Consider the following 18,340-nt stretch of genomic DNA (forward strand, 5'->3'; position numbering starts at 1 on the left):
CACAAGGCAAGCGGCGAGAGGAGGCTGCCATGATGGACGCGCCCAAGTCCCTTGTGGGGCTCAGCATCGAATGGACCGGCGTGCACCATTCCGAGCACGGCGACTTCACCGACATCTCCGTGCACACCGTCACCTACGAGACCGAAGACCACTGCTATGTAACGGCGGGCGGCCAGCGCGTCGGCGAAGCGGCCTATGTCTACAAGCGGCTGGATCAGCGCATGGGCATCGTCATCTACCGGCCGCGCGCCTATCAGGGCCGCGACGACGTCGTGCTCAACGCGATGTTCGACTTCCACGAAGGCACCGACCGCGCGGTGCTCACGGCGGGCGGGGCGCCGTTCGCGGTGGCGGTGGGAACGATGCGGGTGGTGGATACGGCGGCGCGGCCGTGAGGGGCGGCGCGCTTCGTCACGCCCGCAGCTTGCGCCGGATCACCAGGAAGGCGCGGCGGTAGTTGAACAGGCCGCCGAGCAGGAACAGCGCGCTGCCGATAACGAACTGGGCGGCGAGAAAGGTGAGCGTCCGCGTCTCGTCGGCAGACGCCGCGAAGCGCCACAGATAGGGCACCGAGGCGACGGCGAAGAGCACCGAGCCGATGACGTAGGTCACCGCCGTCAGGTTCATGAGCTGCATCGTGACCAGGCTCTCGGCCTCGACGATCTGCAGGATGTTGACCGAAGCACCGACGACGAACAGCAGGCTGCCGACGATGAAGCACCAGGCGCCGCCGACGACCCAGTCGATCGCGGAGAGAAACAACACGCTGCCGACGATGAACAGCAGCGAGCCGAGGACATAGGCGCCGACCGCAAGCGCCTCGAGCGTCAGCTTGGCGACCGTCCAGTTCAGTCCGGTGCGCTGCGGCGTGTGCCGTGTCTCGCGACGGTGGCGCACCACCTCGGCGACGTCGTGGAGGTTGACGGCGAGATACATCAGCGAGCCGACGACGAAGAGCCAGGCGCCGACATCCGCCCAGGCCTCAAGCTGCGGAAAGAACATCACGCTGCCGACGATGAAGACGACCCCGCCGAGCTTGTAGGTGACGGCGTTGATCGTTTCCCAGCGGAACTGGTCGCGCGCGCTCGGATGCGCCCGGGTCAGATCGTACAGGCGCGGCCGGTTGGCGATGAGATGGGGCATGGAACGCGATGCCTCCGGCGAACGGGATCGCGAGGCAGGCTAGCGCGCCCCGGCCGCCGGGGCAAAACGCCCGGCCGATCCCGCACAGGATCGGCCACCACGCGGCACCACGGAAGACCCGACCGCCGTTGCGGCGGCCGGGGGCTTCCGATTGCGGGCCTTTGGGTTGAGGCGCCGGGCCGGCATTTCCGATTGCGGCCGCGCCGCGGCCTCAGGCGCCGCCGTTTCTCTGGATCGCCCTGACGTCGTCGGCGGTGATGCCCTTGCCGCCGATGCCCCATTCGCCGCTGGCGACCTCGTGCACCCGCACCCAGGTGACGCCGCGCATGGCCTCGCCTTCAATCTCGACCATCGCCTCGGTGACCTTGGCAATCATCTCCTGCTTCTGGGCCTTGTCGAAAACGCCTTCGATCAGCTGGATATCGACGAGCGGCATGGTGTTTCCTTTCCTCTTGCGTCCTCGCGCCGGGAGGATCCGCGGCGCCTGGACGAAACCTCTCCCACCGATCGGCCGCCGCCGGCCAGTTCACGAACTGAATCGACCCGGTACAGAAACTGAACTGGCCGAAGAAAAGCCGGCGCACTAGGCTTCGACGACAGAGGCAGGCAGACACGCCGCATCAAGGGAGATGAGCATGGCGGAAGGCAGCTACAACCAGTTTTGCCCGGTCGCGATGGCCGCGGAAATCCTGTGCACCCGCTGGACCATGGTGCTGCTGCGCGAGCTGGTGGCCGGATCGTCGCGGTTCAACGAGCTGCGCCGCGGGGTGCCGCGCATGTCGCCGGCGCTGCTGTCGAAGCGCCTGAAGGACCTGGAGGACGCCGGCATCGTCGAGCGGCGGCCGGTGCGCGGCGGCGAGGCCATCTCGGAATACGCCCTGACGCCGGCCGGGCGCGACCTGCAGCCGGTGATCGAGGCCGTCGGCGTGTGGGGGCAGAAATGGGTCGAGACGAACGCCTCGCTGGAGAAGCTCGACCCCAGCCTGCTGATGTGGGACATGCGCCGCAACATCGATCCCTCGCCGATGCCCGATAGCCGAAGCACCATCCAGGTGATCTTCAGCGACCAGCCGGAGGCACGGCGCAACTGGTGGCTGATCGTGCAGCAGGGCGCAGACGTCGACCTGTGCTCCGTCGATCCGGGCTTCGACGTGGACCTGTATCTGGCCACCGACCTGCGCACCATGACCGAGATCTGGATGGGCTATGTCGGCGCCGACGCGGCGAAGGCCGACGGCCGGCTCATGGTCACCGGCAGCCGCCGGCTGGAGCGCGATCTCAAGACCTGGTTCGGCCTCAGCCCGTTCGCCAAGGTGGACAAGCTGGTGGCCTGAACGCCCGGCCCGCAAGACCGCGCCCGCACTGCGCCCCCCGCGAAGACCGGCCCGGCGACCGGTGCGGCGGGCTACATCTCCGCCTTGATGTAGGCCACGAGCTGGTCGACCATCGTGCCCCAGCCCTCTTGGAATCCCATCTCCTCGTGCTGCTTGCGGGATTCCGGATTGCCGTGGATGGCGAGCGCCTTGTAGTGCGTGCCGGTATTCGTCGGGCTGAGCAGCAGGGCCCCGGTGAAGAAGGGCTTCGGCGAGGGACGAAAGCCGGCCAGCAGCGCATCGGTGAAAATCAGCTGCTCCTGCGGAACGACGTCGAGAAAGCAGCCGAAGTTCGGGAATTCCTCGCCTTCGGGAGATCGCATGACGGAGTTGAAGGCGCCGCCGGGCCTAAGGTCGATCTCGCAGGAGGCGAGCGACCAGGGCTTCGGGACGAACCAGTGCTTCAGGTGGGCCGGCGTCGTCCAGGCCTTCCAGACGAGGGCGACCGGCACGTCGATATCGCGCTCCAGAACGAGATCGCGTTCGGGATCGGGGGCCAACAAGGGGGACGTCATTCGCTGTTCTCCTGCTGCATCCGCAATGCGTAGGCATCGAAGCGACCGGGACCGCGTTCGCGCATGGTACGCGGCCTGCCTCGCCCGCCCTAGCCCCGCTTCATCCGGTCCAGGTACGTCCGGATCATCTCGCGCGAATACAGCGCCATGTGGCGCGGCGGGAAGCCCATGTCGTCGGGATAGTCGCGCAGGGAGAGGATCGGCGCATCGAAACCGAACGGGGCCTTGCGGAAATCGAGCCGGCGGAAGTTGCCGTCGAAGATATCCTTGTTCGTGAAGCCGTCTTCGGTCGGATAGGTCGTCATCAGGACGTAGGGCACGGTCGAGGCGGCGAAGTTCTCCAGCGAGCGGACGATGTTGTCGAAGGAGAGATGGATGTGGCAGTCGCGCACGTGCCAGATATCGGCCTCGACGAAGGCGTCGCGGGTGATGTCGAAGACCAGCAGGTCGACGTCGCGGCCGGCATACTTGCGCTGCAGCGCCGCCATCAGGTCGGGAACGATGTCGCCGCCGCTGTAGCGGATGCCCGGCGCGAAGGCGATCGGCTCGATCCACTGCATGTCGCCGCAGGGGGCATCGAAGATGCGGATGTCGCCGTCGGCCCCGACGATCTCGCGGGCGGGGCCGGACAGGAAGCGGCGCAGCTCCTCGACGTAGATCGGGGTGTACCACGACGACGAGCCGCTTCCCGACACCGAGTCGATGCCCTTGCCGGTCCGGGCCGCGACACCCTGATACTTGTCGTCCTGCCAGAACTGCCCGGCATAGATCGTCGAGAACTTGTCCTGCAGGCTGTCCTTGCGGCGGATCTCGCCGAGTTCGCGCCTGAGCCGGCGCTTGCGCGCGATCGTCTCGATCCGCCCGCGCAGGGCGGCGGCGAGGCCGGCGAACCCGGCCTCGCGCCAGGCCCGCCGCGCGGCGTCATAGTCCTTGGCCAATCCCATGTCGGTCCCGCATTCGTCGGCGGACGCGCGATTGCGTCCGCCAGCCCCCTTTAGCGGGCGACGGCGGCAAACGCCAGACGGGCCGGCAGGCGCCGGCATGACGGCCGCCAGATCAGAGCGCGTCGCGCTATAGTAATTCCAGAGACTATCTCGCCGCCTCCGCGAAGCGGCAACGTTGGGGTTTCCACAGGCCAAAGTGGGTCGCGATTTGACGATCACGACGCCAAGGTCCACGCTTAGATATCCCCAACCGCGCTGATTTCTTTCATCGCTCCGGAGTCCTTCCGGGACGGCAAGGAAGGCGGCCAGACTTGTCGGCCACAGTGAATCAACATCGAGAGGACGCGCGTCATGTATAAGAAGATCATGGTGCCGGTGGACCTTGCCCATGTCGAAGTGCTCGGCAAGGCGATCGATACGGCAACCGACCTGGCCAAGCTCTACGCGATCCCGGTCTGCTTCGTCGGCGTCACCGCGGAGACACCGACGTCGGTGGCGCATACGCCGGAGGAATTCGCCCGGCGGCTGAAGGCGTTCGGCGAAAAGCAGGCCGCCGCGCACGGTCTCACCATCGAGACGGCGGCCTATCCCAGCCACGACCCGTCGGTCGACCTCGACAAGACGCTGATCGCCGCCGCGCACGAAACCGGCGCCGACCTCGTCGTCATGGCAACGCACGTACCCGGCGTGCTCAAGCACATCTTCTCGACACAGGGCGCCCAGGTGGCCTCGCACGCCGACGTGTCGGTGTTTCTCGTGCGCTAACCGGGACAGGAGACGAACATGAGTGACGAAGGCATCGCCGCGCCCGAAGGCGCAGCCGACATCATCGACACCGACTATACGGTCGGACAGGACAACATCCAGGCGCAGGTCGGCCCGTTCGGCCTCGACATCCACAACCCCGTGTTCCTGATCTCGGGGCTGTCGATCGTCGCCATCGTGTTCCTGACGCTGGCGCTGCCGGATCAGGCAGGCACCTTCTTCGGCTGGCTCAGGCCCGCCATCACCTCGACCTTCGACTGGGTGTTCCTGCTGGCCGGCGACATCTTCGTGGTGGTCGCGCTGGCGCTGATCGTCACGCCGCTGGGCAGCGTGCGCATCGGCGGGCAGGAGGCCACGCCCGACTATTCCTATACGGGCTGGTTCGCCATGCTGTTCGCCGCCGGCATGGGCATCGGGCTGATGTTCTACGGCGTGTCCGAGCCGATCTCGCACTACACCACCTCGCTCGCCGAGGACGCGGGTTCGCCCGACAGCTGGGCGCCGCTGGCCGGCGCCGCCGGCGACGAGGCGGAAGCGCTCCGGCTCGGCATGGCCGCGACCATCTTCCACTGGGGCCTGCACCCGTGGGCGATCTACGCCATCGTCGGCCTGTCGCTGGCGCTGTTCGCCTACAACAAGGGCCTGCCGCTCTCGATCCGCTCGATGTTCTATCCCGTCTTCGGCGACCGGGTGTGGGGCTGGACCGGCCACGTCATCGACACGCTGGCCGTCTTCGCCACGCTGTTCGGTCTGGCGACGTCGCTGGGCTTCGGTGCAGAGCAGGCCAATGCCGGCCTGGAATTCCTGTTCGGGGTGCCGGTCAACGACGTCTCCAAGGTGATCCTGATCACGGCGATCACCGGCGTCGCGCTGATCTCGGTGATCGCGGGCCTCGATGCCGGCGTCAAGCGGCTGTCTGAGATCAACATGGTGCTCGCCGCGCTCCTCTTGCTCTTCGTCATCGTGATCGGTCCGACGGCGGCGATCCTCAGCGGCTTCTTCGGCAACCTCGTCGCCTATGCCGAGTACCTGCCGGCGCTGTCCAATCCGTTCGGCCGCACCGACACCAACTTCAGCCAGGGCTGGACGTCGTTCTACTGGGCCTGGTGGATCTCCTGGTCGCCGTTCGTGGGCATGTTCATCGCCCGCGTCAGCCGCGGCCGCACCGTGCGCGAGTTCGTGGTCTGCGTGCTGCTGATCCCCTCGCTGGTGTCGGTCCTGTGGATGACGGCCTTCGGCGGCACGGCGATCACGATGCTGAGCGCCGGCGCGCAGGAGATCGCCGACGCCTCGCTGGAGCTGAAGCTGTTCACCATGCTCGACGAGCTGCCGCTGGCGGCGATCACCTCGTTCATCGCCATCGTGCTGGTGATCGTGTTCTTCGTCACCTCGTCGGACTCCGGCTCGCTGGTCATCGACACGATCACGGCCGGCGGCAAGATCGACGCACCGCTGCCGCAGCGCGTGTTCTGGGCGACGTTCGAGGGCCTGGTGGCGATCGCGCTGCTGCTCGGTGGCGGCCTGGGGGCGCTACAGGCGGCCTCGGTGTCGACCGGGCTGCCCTTCACCCTCGTGTTGCTGGTCGGCTGCTACGCCCTGATCAAGGGGCTGATGTCCGAACCGCGCGGCAAGAAGACGTAGCGTTCCGCAAGACCGCGGCCCGGCGTTCGCGCGCCGGGCCGCTCTTTGCCCTCGACTAGGGTCTCGGGCGCCACTGCGACGCATTCGAACGCGTCGCGTCTACGCCCTTCGGAAGCAATGCTTCCGCTGCCGGCGTCGCCGGCACCGGGCTGCGACCATCGCTCGAAATGCGGTGCATTTCGTCCGGCTGCGCCGGGCCGCTCTTTGCCCTCGACTAGGGTCTCGGGCGTTCGTCACTCGAAATGCGGTGCATTTCGTCCGGCTGCGCCGGGCCGCTCCTCACTCCTCCGGCTCAGTCGTGAACATCAGCGGGAAGCCGGCGCGCTTGCCCAGGTCCGTGGCCTCCGTCGCCTTGGTCTCGGCAACGTCGCGGGGGAAGACGGCGACGACGCAGACGCCCTTCTGGTGGGCCGTCAGCATCACCCGCTCCGCCTGGGTGTCGCCCATGCGGAACACCGCCCTCAGCACCATCACCACGAATTCGCGCGGCGTGAAGTCGTCGTTGAGCAGCAGCACCTTGTGCAGGCGCGGCCGCTCGGTCTTCAGCCTGGTCTTCGTGCGCCCCTTCGGGCGCGGCTTCACCGTGATATCGCTCATCGGGGCCTCCTGTGAGGCGGACCTCCCTTGAGGCGAGCCTCCCGAGAGGCGGGGCCTCCTGTGGGGCTCGAACCCGGTGACCTCAGAAAATAGCACCCGAAACCGCGCTGTCAGCCCCCGACGTCAAGTCGGAGCTGTGACGGGCCTTTAGGCCCCAGGGCCGCGCCTAAAGGCTTCGCCTCAGGGTCGCGCCGGCCTGCCGAGCCGCCACTGCAGCGCCAGCAGGGCCAGGCCGAACAGCGGGATCAGGATATCGGTCCAGAAGATGATGCCGGCGTTGCCGGGCGCGAAGTTGTGCGCCTCGACCATCTGCCGGACATGGCCGACGGCGGCGCCGAGGGTGAAGATCGACGGCGCGAGGATCGCGGCGAGCCGCAGGTCGAAGCTGCCGAACGCGGCGATGAAGGCGACCACGGCGAAGCCCAGGCTCGCCGTACCGACCTCGAACTGGAACGGGCTGTCGGCCCAGCCGATGAAGGCGGCCGCCATCTTGCCGAAGAAGACGTGCATGACGAAGTTGTAGAGGTAGGACACGCCGATCGCGAAGAAGATGTGCCAGGACAGCAGCTTCTCGACGACGACCGCCGTGCTCACCGGCTTCGGCGCCCGGGCAATCGCCACGAACGAGAAAACGAGCCCGAGGACCAGAAAGGTCAGGGTGAAATTGGACAGTACAAACGTGATGATCGCCGCAATCATGCCGCCCCCCAATAAGCGCGAATCAATCCCGCAGGAGATCTTAGCCGGTCAATCGAGGGTGCGCCGATAGCGGAGCAGCGCCACCAGCCCGACCGCGAACCAGAAGGCGGTGATCGCCCAGAGCTCCGTCACGATGTCGGGGAACCCGTTGCCCTTGAGCACGATGCCGCGGACGATGCGCAGGAAATGGGTGAGCGGCAGCACCTCGCCGATCCATTGCGCCCAGACCGGCATGCCCCGGAACGGGAACATGAAGCCCGACAGCAGGATCGAGGGCAGGAAGAAGAAGAACGTCATCTGCATCGCCTGCATCTGCGTGCGCGACACCGTGGAGAAGGTGTAGCCCAGCGTGACGTTGGCGGCGATGAAGATGAGGAGCGCGAACAAGAGAACCGTCAGCGAGCCGAGCATCGGCACCTCGAAGATCGTCCAGGCGGCAGCCAGAATGACGAAGACCTGGATGAAGCCGAGGCCGATATAGGGCACGATCTTGCCGACCATGATCTCGACGGGCTTCGCCGGCATCGCCAGCAGGTTCTCCATGGTGCCGCGCTCGAGCTCGCGGGTGAGCGCCATCGCCGTCATCAGGATCGTCGTCATGGTGAGCACCACGCCGAGCAGGCCCGGCACGATGTTGTACTGGGTGATGATCTCCGGATTGAACATGCGGTGGATCACGACCTCGACCGGCGGGCGGCCCTGCTTCAGCGGCTCCAGCGGACCGCGCAGGTCGTGCTCCAGCCCCGAGTTTACGATCTGCGCGATCGCCCCGACCGCGCCGGACGCCGCCGCCGGATCGGTCGCGTCGGCCTCGAGCAGCAGCGAGGGCGTGTCGCCGCGCATCAGGTCGCGGCCGAAATCCACCGGTACGGTGACGACGAAGGAGACGTCGCCGCGCGCCAGCATCTCGCGGGCCTGCGCCTCGCTCTGCGCGGTCTCGACGAACTCGAAGTAGCCGGAGTTCTGCATCGCCGCGAAGACGGAGCGGCCGAAGCGGCTCGTATCCTGGACGATCGCCGCCGTCGGCAGGTCCTTCGGATCGGTGTTGATGGCAAAGCCGAACAGGATGAGCTGGATGATCGGGATGCCGACCATCATGGCGAAGGTCAGCCGGTCCCGGCGCATCTGGATCATCTCCTTCATCAGGATGGCGCCGATGCGGGAGAGCGAGAGGGCGGTCATTGCGCGACACCGTTGTCGCGGCCGGGTTTCCGGCCGGGGTCGCGGCTGGAGGCGATCGCGCGGGACCGCGAGCGTTCGTCGGGCGGCCGTCGCGAGGCGGGCTCGAACCCGCCCGGCGCGGCGCGCCGGGCAACCCCTCTCCCCATCCCTCCCCCACACGGGGGGAGGGAGGAGCAAGCGGCACGTCCCGGCGTCGATCCGATGGTCTGCGGTTCATCCGCTGGCCGGACCATCGCGAACCGGCACGGGCCGTCGCGGCGAATGGCCCCCTCCCCCCTTGTGGGGGAGGGATGGAGAGAGGGGGCGCGGGCCGAAGGCGCGCGGAGCGGCACACCGACGATGCCGCCATCGGGAGCGCCACAGGGCGCCCCGCCCGAACGGGACTGCCGAAGATCGAGAGGAAGCGCCGCGGTCATTGTTCCAGCGCCTGGGCGTCGGTCATCAGCTTGATGAAGACGTCTTCCAGGCTCGTCTCGCCGGGCTCCGCCTTCAGGTTGCGCTCCCGGGCGACCGCCGTGACGCCCTTCTCCAGCGCGCCGCCGTCCGAGCCGACGACGTGGATATCGGTGCCGAAGGGCGCGACCTGCTCGACGCCGGGCAGCGTCCGCAGCTCGTTCATCAGCCGGCCGGACCCGTCGCCGTGGATGACCCAGGTCTTCAGGCCGGATTCGGCGACCACCTGCGCGACGGTGCCACGGGCGACGATGGTGCCGTAGGCGATGTAGACGATGCGATGGCAGCGCTCGGCCTCGTCCATGTAATGGGTGGAGACGAGAACGGTCAGCCCCTCGTCTGCGAGCGCGTGAATCTCGTCCCAGAATTCGCGCCGCGCCTTCGGGTCGACGCCGGCCGTCGGCTCGTCGAGGAGCAGGAGCTTGGGCTGGTGCATGACGCAGGCGGCAAGCGCCAGGCGCTGCTTCCAGCCGCCCGACAGGGTGCCGGCAAGCTGGTTCTGGCGGTCGGCCAGACCGAGCCGCTCCAGCGTCCTGTCGATCGTTTCGCCGCGCGGCCTCAGGTCGTAGAGCCGGGCGACGAAATCGAGGTTCTCGCGGATGGTCAGGTCTTCGTAATAGGAGAAGCGCTGCGTCATGTAGCCGGTCTGCAGCTTGATCGCGGCGGACTCCGTGCGGATGTCGTGGCCGAGCGCGGTGCCCTCGCCCTCGTCTGCCTTGAGCAGGCCGCAGATCATGCGGATCGTCGTGGTCTTGCCGGAGCCGTTCGGCCCGAGGAAACCGACGATCTCGCCGCGCTTGACGTTGAGGTCGACATTGTCGACCACCGTCTTGGTGCCGAAGCGCTTGGTGAGGCCGCGAACGGCGATCACCTCGTCTGATGTAGCGGCGAAAGGCTGGTCGGAGGCGGGTGGCGCGGTCATGGCGCGAACCTCACGTCGACCGGCTGGCCGACATTCAGGCCGGCGGTGTCGTCCGGGTGGGCCTCGACCATGTAGACGAGCTTCTGGCGGGCGTGGACCGAATAGATCACCGGCGGGGTGAATTCCGCCGAGTCCGAGATGAAGGTGATCTTCGCCGGGATCGGCGCGGCGCAGCCGTCGCAGGAAACCGACACCGCCCCGCCGAGCGCCGCCTCGGCCAACCGGTCCTGGGGCACGAAGAAGCGGACCTTGAGATTTTCCGGCGGCAGCACCGAGACCACCGCGCGGCCGGCCGGCACCACCTCGCCGGGTTCGTAATAGGTATCCTGGACGCTGCCGGCCATCGGCGCGGCGCCGGTCAGCCGGGCAATTCGGGCGTCGATCCGGGCGACCGCCTGCGACGCGGCGTCGACGGCATCCTGCGCCGCCTTGATGGCGTCGGGGCGGGCGGCGAGCTTGGCGACATCGATCTGGGCGGCCATCGAGGCCAGCCGCGATTGCAGCGTCTTAAGGCGTTCCTCGGCGTTCTCGGCGTTCGCGTCGGAGACGACGCTGGCCTCGTGGAGGGTGCGGTAGCGCTGATACTCCCGGCGCGCGTATTCCAGGCTGGCCTCGATCTCGTCGTGCTGGGCCTGGAGCACGTCGAGCTCTTCCTTGCGCCGCCCCTTCTCCAGATCGGCGAGCTGGGCCTTGGCCTGGGCGAGCCGGGCCTCGGCCTCGGCGCGCGCGGCGCGGGCGTCGGTATCGTCGATGCGGAACAGTTCGGCGCCGGCCGTCACGGCGTCGCCGCGCCGCACGTCGAGGGCGACGAGCCGGCCGGTCTCCTCGGCGCCGACATCGAGGAAATCGCCCTCGACATAGCCCTGCAGGACATCGCTCTTTTCCTGCCAGAAGCAGCCGGACAGGCCGACCGCCACGAGCAGGAGGACCGGAAGCCGCAGGGGGCGCATCACGCCCTCCCCGCCTCGATCGTCGCGTCGAGGTGCTTGCGCAGCACCTCCCGGACAAGGCCGATTTCGGGCTCGCCGTAGCCCTTCCAGCCGAGGCGGCGATCGACCATGGCGCGGCCCATGCGGAAGATGACGAGCTGACCGAACAGCATGAACACCGCGGCGATGCTCTCGGGGGCGGATTCGGACTGACCGGTGGCACGGGCGTAGAGCGCGGTCATGGTCTTGTGCATGCGCTCCAGGAAGCCGTCGTAGATCACGTCGAAGGTCGGCGAGGGATCTATCTGCTCGCGCAGCACGAACGGCGCCCAGCGCGACGCCTCCGGATGGCCGAGGATGACCTCGACGGCATTGCCGGTGACCATCTGCAGCATGTCCCGCGCCTGCCCCGGGTCCACCTCCCCCCGGTCGAGCGCGGTCGCCACCGCGTCCACCGCCGGGCCGATGCGGCCGGCGACCTCGTCGACGATGTGCTGCGCCACCGCCTTGTGCAGCCCGTCCTTGCCGCCGAAGTGATAGGGGATCGCGGCCAGGTTGACGCCGGCGCGCCGGGCGATCTCGCGGGTCGAGGCACCATCGAAGCCGAAGCGGCCGAAAGTATCGAGCGCGGCATCGATCAGGCGCTGCTTGGTGTCCTCCGCCGGCCCGCGGGCAGGCTCGTCGCGGCCGGCCATGTTCGCGGGCGGCTTCTGTTTCCTACCTGGGCTCGATTGCGTCATCACGTCGATCCGAATGCTGATTGTCCGAGATAATTAGTTCATTCGAACGATTAAGTCAATCGATTGAATTATTCGGTATGACCTCACCGGCACCGCGCGCCGCCCGTCGAAAACGGGTCGACGGGCGGCTTTCCTCGAAAACCCGGACAGGCTAGTGCTGGAGAAACGGCATAGGCCGACAGCAAGAAACGCAAACGAGGGAGATACGCGATGGCAGGCAGGCTCGAGGGCAAGGTGGCGGTGGTCACCGGCGGAGCGTCGGGGTTCGGCGAGGGCATCGCCAGACGCTTCGCCGAGGAAGGCGCGAGGGTGGTCGTCGCCGACCTGAACGGCGACGGCGCCAAGGCAGTGGCCGACGACATCGGCGCTAAGGCCGTCGCGGTGAAGGCCGACGTCACCAGCGGCGCCGACGTCAAGGCGATGATCGCCGCGGCGACCGACGGCTTCGGCGGCCTCGACATCCTGGTCAACAATGCCGGCTACACCCATCGCAACAAGCCGATGACCGAGGTCTCGGAGGCGGAGTTCGACCGCATCCTCGCGGTCAACGCCAAGGCGATCTATCTGGCCGCGCAGGACGCCGTTCCAGCGATGGAAGCGAAGGGCGGCGTGATCATCACCACCGCCTCGACGGCCGGCCTGAGGCCGCGGCCGGGGCTGACCTGGTACAACGCCTCGAAGGGCTTCGCGATCACCGCGACGAAGTCGATGGCGGTCGAACTGGCGCCGAAGAAGATCCGCGTCAACTGCCTGTGCCCCGTCGCCGGCGAGACCGGCATGCTGCATCTGTTCATGGGCGAGGACACGCCGCAGATGCGCGAGAAGTTCATCTCGACGATCCCGCTCGGGCGGCTGTCGACGCCGCTGGACATCGCCAACGCGGCGCTGTGGCTCGCCTCCGACGAGGCCCAGTTCATCACCGGAGTCGCGCTGGAGGTGGACGGTGGCCGCTGCATCTGAGTGTGAGGGTACGATGTTCGACATGTTTCGGTTCCGCCGCCTCGTCCCGTTCGCCGGGCTCGTCATGATCCTGGCGGCGATCCTGATGGGGGCTGCCGGCGCGGGGGCCCAGGAGACGCCCGCGCCGCTGTCCGAAGCCGAGCTGTTCGGCGACGTCTTCGTGCATCCGCGCGACCGCTTCTACATGCCGGGCAAGGCGCCGAGCCGGGCGATCCTGGAATCCGAAACGGTGGTCCAGGACGTCCGCGGCCAGGTGAACCGGTACGAGTACAGCCGCGGCAACAGCTTCATCGCGCGGGAGACCTGGCAGGACGACCGCGGCGAGAGCCAGGGCCGCATCGGCATCGGCCGCAAGTTCTGAGGGATCAGCCGAAGGCCCGCCTGAGCGCGGCGACGTGCTCGGGCCCGATGCCGCAGCAGCCGCCGATGATGGTGGCGCCGCGCCGTACCCAGCCGCGGGCGAAGTCGAGATAGGCCGGCGGGTCCAGCTCCGGCCGCAGGATCGCGGTGTCGGTGTTCGATTCGGTGTCGTCCGTCATCGGCACATAGGCGTTGGCATAGACGCCGACGGGCAGGTCGCCGCCGAGATCGCGCAGCGTCTGGCAGGCGAGGCTCACGGCCGCGCCCATCACCTCGGGCTGGCTGCAGTTGAACAGGACCGCGCCGGCGCCGAGCCGCACGGCGGCGCGCACGGCGTCGTCCACCGTTTCGTGCGAGCGCAGGCGCGGATCGGCGAGATCGGGATGATCGTCCTTCAGGGTGAAGGCCAGCCACAGCGGGCGCCCATCGTCCTTCAGCGCCGTGCGCACGGCCTCGACTTCGGCGATCGACCCCATGGTCTCGGCGAGCCACAGATCGACATACGGCGCCTGCGCGCCGATCAGAACGGCGAGCAGTTCGGGCGCGCGCGCGGGATCGAACAAGTCGGGGCGATAGGAGCCGAACAACGGCGGCAGGCAGCCGGCCACGCGCACCCTGCCCTCGCCTGCCGCGTCGGCGGCCTCGCGCGCCAGACGGCCGGCGAGCGCGGCGAGCCGCGCGGCATCCGCGGCGAAGCGCGCCTCTCCGATATGATAGGGCACCAGGGCATAGGCGTTGGTGGTGAGTATCTCGGCGCCGGCGGCGACATAGGCGTCATGGGCGCGGCGCACGTGGTCGGGGCCCTCCATCAGCGCCAGCGCCGACCATTCGGGCCTGCGGAAGGGCGCGCCCGCCGTCTCGAGCTCCTGGCCCATACTGCCGTCGAGGATGACGATCGATCCGCTCATGGCCACCAGCCTGACCGATCGGCGGGCGAACTACAATCGGTCGCGAAGCGCGAACCAGGTCATGGCGGCGACCAGCGTCGGCGTGCGCAGCCACTTGCCGCCCGGAAACGGCGGGCAGGACATCGACGCGAAGTCGTCGAGCCGGTCCGGCGCATCGGTCAGCGCGTCGGCCAGCAGCTTGCCGCCGAGCGGGGCGATGGTGACGCCCTGGCCGGAATAACCGGCGCCGACATAGACGCCGGTCCTGATCTTGCGGATATAGGGCAGACGGTTGACGGTGACCGCCAGCGTGCCGCCCCAGGCATGGTCGATCCGCGCGTCCCTGAACTGCGGATAGATGTTCAGCATGTGCTTGCGCACGAAGGCGCGGACGTCGGCGGGGAAGGTCCGCGTGTAGGTCTCGCCGCCGCCGAACAGCAGGCGGCCGTCCGGCGTCGGGCGCCAGTAGTAGATGACGAAGCGGGAATCGGAGGCCGCCTCGCCGCCCTTCAGGATCCCGCCCGGCGCGCCGGCACCGATGGGCTCGGTGGTCAGGACGTAGTTGTTGATCGGCATGACGCGCGACTCGACGTCGGGTTCGACGCCGTCGAGATAGCCGTTGCCGGCAAGGATCACGGTATCGGCCGATACGCGGCCGCGCGGCGTCACCAGCACCGGCGTGGCGCCGCCCTCTAGTCCGGTGACGACGGTTGCCTCGTGGATGCGCGCGCCGGCCGCGGCGGCGGCGCGGGCGAGCCCGAGTGCGAAGTTCAGCGGGTGCAGATGGCCCGCGCCGGCATCGCGCATGCCGCCGAAATAGACGTCGGTGCCGAGCGCTTCGGCGAGGTCGTCGCGCCCGACCCATTCGATCTGGTCGTAGCCGTACTCGCCGCGCAGCTTGTCGACGTAGCGCCGTTCGCCGGCGACGTAGCGCTGCTTGTGGGCGGTGCCGAAAAGGCCGTCGCGCAGGTCGCAATCGATACCGTGACGATCGATCAGGCCGCGCACAAGCGCCTTCGCCTCCTCGGCCAGCGCCCACAGCCGCTTCGAACGCTCGACGCCGAACTGCGCCTCGGTCCATTCGACGTCGCGGCGCTGGCCGGAGTGGATCTGGCCGCCATTGCGGCCCGACGCGCCCCAGCCGACGCGGTTCGCCTCGAGCAGGACGACGTCGACGCCGCGCTCGGCCAGATGCAGCGCCGCCGACAGGCCGGTGAAGCCGCCGCCGACGATGGCGACGTCGGCCCGGATGTCGCCGTCGATCGCCGGGAACGGGTCGAGCGCGTGCGCCGTCTCCGTGTACCAGGAATCGACGGGATACGGTTCCCCCGGCCTTTCCATCGCGGTCTCCGCGCCTAGCCGATACGACCCTGCTTCTTCAGCTCGGCATAAGTGTCGTCGAGAGTCTTCCCGATGAGCTTGGCCATCTGGTCGATCTCCTCGCGGGTCATCACCAGCGGCGGCGAGATGATCAGGGCATCGCGGACGCCGCGCATGATCAGGCCGTTGCCGAAGGAAAAATCGCGGGCCATGGTGCCGACCTGGCCGACATTGTCGAACCGCTCGGCGCGGTTCGGCTTGTTGGGCACCAGCTCCAGCGCGCCGACCAGGCCCTTCATGCGCGCCTCGCCGACCAGCGGGTGCTCGCCGAACTCCGCCCACTTCTGCTGCAGATAGGGCGCGGCCTCGTTGGCGCAGTGCTCGACCACCTTCTCGTCGCGCATGATGCGCAGGTTCTCCAGCGCCGCGGCGCAGGCGGCCGGATGCCCCGAGTAGGTGTAGCCGTGGTAGAACTCGCCGCCCTTTTCGATGACCACCTCGGCGACGCGGTCGCTGACCATGACGCCGCCGATCGGCAGGTAGCCGGACGACAGGCCCTTGGCGATCGGCATCAGGTCGGGCTTCAGGTCGTAGGTGTCGGAGCCGAACCAGTTTCCGGTGCGTCCGAAGCCGCAGATGACCTCGTCGACGACGAGCAGGATGTCGCGCTCGGAGCAGATGCGCCGGATTTCCGGCCAGTAGGTCTCCGGCGGGATCAGCACGCCGCCGGCGCCCTGGATCGGCTCGGCGATGAAGGCGGCGACATTGTCCTCGCCGAGTTCGTCGATCGCGCGCTCGAGCTCCCGCGCCGCCCAGACGCCGAATTCCTCGGGCGACATGTCGCCACCGTAGTCGAACCAATAGGGCGGCGTGATGTGATGCACGCCGGGAACCATGCCGGCCTGGGCATGCATGCCGGCCATGCCGCCGAGCGCCGAGGCGGCCACGGTCGAGCCGTGGTAGCCGTAGTTGCGGCCGATGATCACCTGCTTCGACGGCTTGCCGAGAAGCTGCCAGTAGTAGCGCACCATGCGGAACACGGTGTCGTTGGCCTCGGACCCGGAATTGGTGAAGAAGACGTGGTTGAGGCCCTCGGGCGTCAGCTCGGCCAGCACCTCCGACAGCTTCGCCGCGGCGGGATGCGTCGTCTTGAAGAAGGTGTTGTAGTACTCGAGCTCGGTCATCTGCCGGTGCACGGCGTCGGCGATCTCGCGGCGGCCGTGGCCGATCTGGGTGCACCACAGGCCGGCCATGCCGTCGAGAAAGCGGTTGCCATCCGTATCCCACAGCCAGATGCCGTCGCCGCGGGCGATGACGCGGCTCTTCTCCGCGTTCAGCGCCTTGTAGTCGGTGAACGGGTGGAGGTGATGGGCGGCGTCGACGCGCTGAATGTCGGCGGTCGAGAGATTGGGGGCATGGTTCATGATGGCTCCTGTCGGAAGTGTCGCCTTGCCCCCGACGATCGGCCGGGGCGGCGACGGGCTCGTCATACGTTCAACAGCAGATACTCGCGTTCCCACGGGCTGATCACCCGCATGAAGGTCTCGAACTCCTCCTGCTTGAGGGCGGAGTAGACCGACACGAAGGTCTCGCCGAACACCTCCCGCATCGGCTCGCATTCCTGGAACGCGGCGACCGCCTCGAGCAGGCCGCGCGGCAGGTCGTAGGGCAGATCGCGGGCCGACCCCTTGATCGGATCGGAGGGTGTCAGCCCCTTCTGGATACCGAGCCAGCCGCAGGCGAGCGAGGCGGCGATCGCCAGATAGGGATTGGCGTCGGAGGACGGCACCCGGTTCTCGACGCGGCGGGCGTCCGGCTTGGAGCGCGGAATGCGCAGGCCGACGGTGCGGTTGTCGTGGCCCCACTGGATATTGATCGGGGCGGCGGTATAGCGCGCCAGCCGCCGGTAGGAATTCACATACGGGGCGAGCATGCACATCGCTGCCGGCAGGTATTCCTGCAGACCGGCGATGAACGAGAAGAACTCGGTGGTCGGCTCGCCGTCCGCGTCGGAGAAGATGTTCCGGCCCGTCTTCGCATCGACGATCGACTGGTGGATGTGCATGGCGCTGCCGGGCTCCTGGGCGATCGGCTTGGCCATGAAGGTGGCGTAGGTGTTGTGCTTGAGCGCCGCCTCGCGGATCGTCCGCTTGAACAGGAACACCTGGTCGGCGAGCTCCAGCGGGTCGCCATGGCGCAGGTTGATCTCCATCTGCGCGGCGCCTTCCTCGTGGATCAGCGTGTCGATCTCGAGGCCCTGGGCTTCCGAATAGTCGTAGATGTCGTCGAACAGCGGGTCGAATTCGTTGACCGCCGAGATCGAGAACGACTTGCGCCCCGTCTCGGGGCGGCCCGAACGGCCGATCGGCGGCTCCAGCGGATAGTCCGGATCGGTGTTGGGGCGGACCAGGTAGAACTCCACCTCGGGCGCCACCACCGGCTTCCAGCCGCGGTTCTCGAACAGCTTGATCACCCGCCGCAGCACCTGCCGCGGGGCGAGCTCGACCACGCGCCCGTCGGAGTGATAGGCGTCGTGGATGACCTGCGCGGTCGGCTCCTCCTCCCAGGGCACGATGCACAGCGTGGCGAAATCCGGCCTGAACAGGAGGTCGCCGTCGGCCGGGTCGAGGCCGGCGAGGCCGTCCAGTTTGGGATAGTCGCCGCTTATCGTCTGGTAGAAGATCGACTCCGGCATGTTCATGACGCGGCCCTCGAAGAACTTCGAGGCGGGCATCAGCTTGCCGCGTGCGACCCCGGACTGATCCGGCACGATGCACTCGACGTCATCGATGTTCCGGGTGGCCACCCACGCTTTCGCTTCGTCGAAAGAAGCAACCCCGCGCGGGGACTCCAGGGTCTCTTGTGACACTTTTTTGCGTGGCATCCTTGCGCAGCCCGCGACCATTGCGC

The 18,340-nt window shown here is 67.9% G+C and carries 20 protein-coding genes; 6 read left to right on the top strand and 14 right to left on the bottom strand.

What is annotated here, in order from left to right; all coding sequences use genetic code 11:
* Window positions 1-29: 29 nt before the first annotated feature.
* A complete protein-coding gene (locus tag MUB46_RS01255; protein ID WP_261614044.1) occupies window positions 30-395 on the top strand; it encodes a hypothetical protein in 366 nt (121 codons plus the stop codon).
* A 16-nt stretch (window positions 396-411) separates the two neighbouring features.
* Here the strand turns inward: MUB46_RS01255 and MUB46_RS01260 are convergent, their stop codons facing one another.
* Both MUB46_RS01260 and MUB46_RS01265 read right to left on the bottom strand, forming a co-directional pair.
* Entirely contained in the window at window positions 412-1,143 is a 732-nt protein-coding gene (locus tag MUB46_RS01260; RefSeq protein WP_261614045.1) for a YrhK family protein, read from the bottom strand.
* Window positions 1,144-1,354: 211 nt separating this feature from the next.
* The gene (locus MUB46_RS01265; RefSeq protein WP_261614046.1) at window positions 1,355-1,579 is read right to left on the bottom strand and encodes a tautomerase family protein; all 225 of its coding nucleotides are present in this window, start codon (window positions 1,577-1,579) and stop codon (window positions 1,355-1,357) included.
* A gap of 199 nt (window positions 1,580-1,778) precedes the next feature.
* Between MUB46_RS01265 and MUB46_RS01270 the strand changes: the two genes are divergently transcribed.
* Window positions 1,779-2,477, top strand: coding sequence for a winged helix-turn-helix transcriptional regulator (locus MUB46_RS01270; protein WP_261614047.1), 699 nt, complete (start codon window positions 1,779-1,781; stop codon window positions 2,475-2,477).
* A gap of 71 nt (window positions 2,478-2,548) precedes the next feature.
* Here the strand turns inward: MUB46_RS01270 and MUB46_RS01275 are convergent, their stop codons facing one another.
* Both MUB46_RS01275 and MUB46_RS01280 read right to left on the bottom strand, forming a co-directional pair.
* The gene (locus tag MUB46_RS01275; RefSeq protein ID WP_261614048.1) at window positions 2,549-3,031 is read right to left on the bottom strand and encodes an SRPBCC family protein; all 483 of its coding nucleotides are present in this window, start codon (window positions 3,029-3,031) and stop codon (window positions 2,549-2,551) included.
* Between the two features lie 89 nt (window positions 3,032-3,120).
* Complete coding sequence (locus MUB46_RS01280; protein ID WP_261614049.1) at window positions 3,121-3,975, bottom strand: hypothetical protein; 855 nt, start codon at window positions 3,973-3,975, stop codon at window positions 3,121-3,123.
* A gap of 351 nt (window positions 3,976-4,326) precedes the next feature.
* On the opposite strand from MUB46_RS01280, the gene MUB46_RS01285 reads away from it, so the two are divergent.
* Window positions 4,327-4,740 (top strand): universal stress protein, encoded by a 414-nt coding sequence (locus MUB46_RS01285; protein WP_261614050.1) that lies wholly within the window; start codon window positions 4,327-4,329, stop codon window positions 4,738-4,740.
* 18 nt (window positions 4,741-4,758) lie between these two features.
* Entirely contained in the window at window positions 4,759-6,381 is a 1,623-nt protein-coding gene (locus tag MUB46_RS01290) for a BCCT family transporter (protein ID WP_261614051.1), read from the top strand.
* A gap of 279 nt (window positions 6,382-6,660) precedes the next feature.
* Here the strand turns inward: MUB46_RS01290 and clpS are convergent, their stop codons facing one another.
* The 6 genes from clpS to MUB46_RS01320 form a co-directional block, all read right to left on the bottom strand.
* Window positions 6,661-6,978: an ATP-dependent Clp protease adapter ClpS gene (clpS, locus tag MUB46_RS01295; protein WP_261614052.1), complete on the bottom strand. Its 318-nt coding sequence runs from the start codon at window positions 6,976-6,978 to the stop codon at window positions 6,661-6,663.
* A 180-nt stretch (window positions 6,979-7,158) separates the two neighbouring features.
* Entirely contained in the window at window positions 7,159-7,677 is a 519-nt protein-coding gene (locus MUB46_RS01300) for a DUF6790 family protein (RefSeq protein WP_261614053.1), read from the bottom strand.
* Window positions 7,678-7,725: 48 nt separating this feature from the next.
* Window positions 7,726-8,859, bottom strand: coding sequence for an ABC transporter permease (locus MUB46_RS01305; RefSeq protein WP_261614054.1), 1,134 nt, complete (start codon window positions 8,857-8,859; stop codon window positions 7,726-7,728).
* A gap of 412 nt (window positions 8,860-9,271) precedes the next feature.
* Window positions 9,272-10,234: an ABC transporter ATP-binding protein gene (locus MUB46_RS01310; protein WP_261614055.1), complete on the bottom strand. Its 963-nt coding sequence runs from the start codon at window positions 10,232-10,234 to the stop codon at window positions 9,272-9,274.
* Entirely contained in the window at window positions 10,231-11,184 is a 954-nt protein-coding gene (locus MUB46_RS01315; RefSeq protein WP_261614056.1) for an HlyD family secretion protein, read from the bottom strand. Before MUB46_RS01315 ends, MUB46_RS01310 begins: the two co-directional genes overlap by 4 nt.
* Window positions 11,184-11,903, bottom strand: coding sequence for a CerR family C-terminal domain-containing protein (locus MUB46_RS01320; protein WP_261614057.1), 720 nt, complete (start codon window positions 11,901-11,903; stop codon window positions 11,184-11,186). The genes MUB46_RS01315 and MUB46_RS01320 overlap by 1 nt, the downstream gene beginning before the upstream one ends.
* A 210-nt stretch (window positions 11,904-12,113) precedes the next feature.
* Here MUB46_RS01320 and MUB46_RS01325 point away from each other — a divergent pair, with 210 nt between their 5' ends.
* Both MUB46_RS01325 and MUB46_RS01330 read left to right on the top strand, forming a co-directional pair.
* Window positions 12,114-12,863, top strand: a complete 750-nt coding sequence (locus MUB46_RS01325; protein ID WP_261614058.1) for an SDR family oxidoreductase — start codon at window positions 12,114-12,116, stop codon at window positions 12,861-12,863.
* Window positions 12,864-12,876: 13 nt separating this feature from the next.
* Window positions 12,877-13,224: a hypothetical protein gene (locus tag MUB46_RS01330; RefSeq protein WP_261614059.1), complete on the top strand. Its 348-nt coding sequence runs from the start codon at window positions 12,877-12,879 to the stop codon at window positions 13,222-13,224.
* 4 nt (window positions 13,225-13,228) lie between these two features.
* Here the strand turns inward: MUB46_RS01330 and MUB46_RS01335 are convergent, their stop codons facing one another.
* The 4 genes from MUB46_RS01335 to MUB46_RS01350 all read right to left on the bottom strand — a co-directional run bounded on the left by MUB46_RS01335 (window position 13,229) and on the right by MUB46_RS01350 (window position 18,314).
* The gene (locus MUB46_RS01335) at window positions 13,229-14,131 is read right to left on the bottom strand and encodes a homocysteine S-methyltransferase family protein (RefSeq protein WP_261614060.1); all 903 of its coding nucleotides are present in this window, start codon (window positions 14,129-14,131) and stop codon (window positions 13,229-13,231) included.
* 30 nt (window positions 14,132-14,161) lie between these two features.
* Window positions 14,162-15,451, bottom strand: a complete 1,290-nt coding sequence (locus MUB46_RS01340; protein WP_261614061.1) for an NAD(P)/FAD-dependent oxidoreductase — start codon at window positions 15,449-15,451, stop codon at window positions 14,162-14,164.
* A gap of 14 nt (window positions 15,452-15,465) precedes the next feature.
* On the bottom strand, window positions 15,466-16,854 hold the full coding sequence (locus tag MUB46_RS01345) for an aspartate aminotransferase family protein (protein ID WP_261614062.1): 1,389 nt from the start codon (window positions 16,852-16,854) through the stop codon (window positions 15,466-15,468).
* A 62-nt stretch (window positions 16,855-16,916) separates the two neighbouring features.
* On the bottom strand, window positions 16,917-18,314 hold the full coding sequence (locus MUB46_RS01350) for a glutamine synthetase family protein (RefSeq protein ID WP_261614063.1): 1,398 nt from the start codon (window positions 18,312-18,314) through the stop codon (window positions 16,917-16,919).
* Window positions 18,315-18,340: the final 26 nt, after the last annotated feature.

Source organism: Microbaculum marinisediminis (genome assembly GCF_025397915.1).
In the GTDB taxonomy this organism is placed as follows: domain Bacteria; phylum Pseudomonadota; class Alphaproteobacteria; order Rhizobiales; family Tepidamorphaceae; genus Microbaculum; species Microbaculum marinisediminis.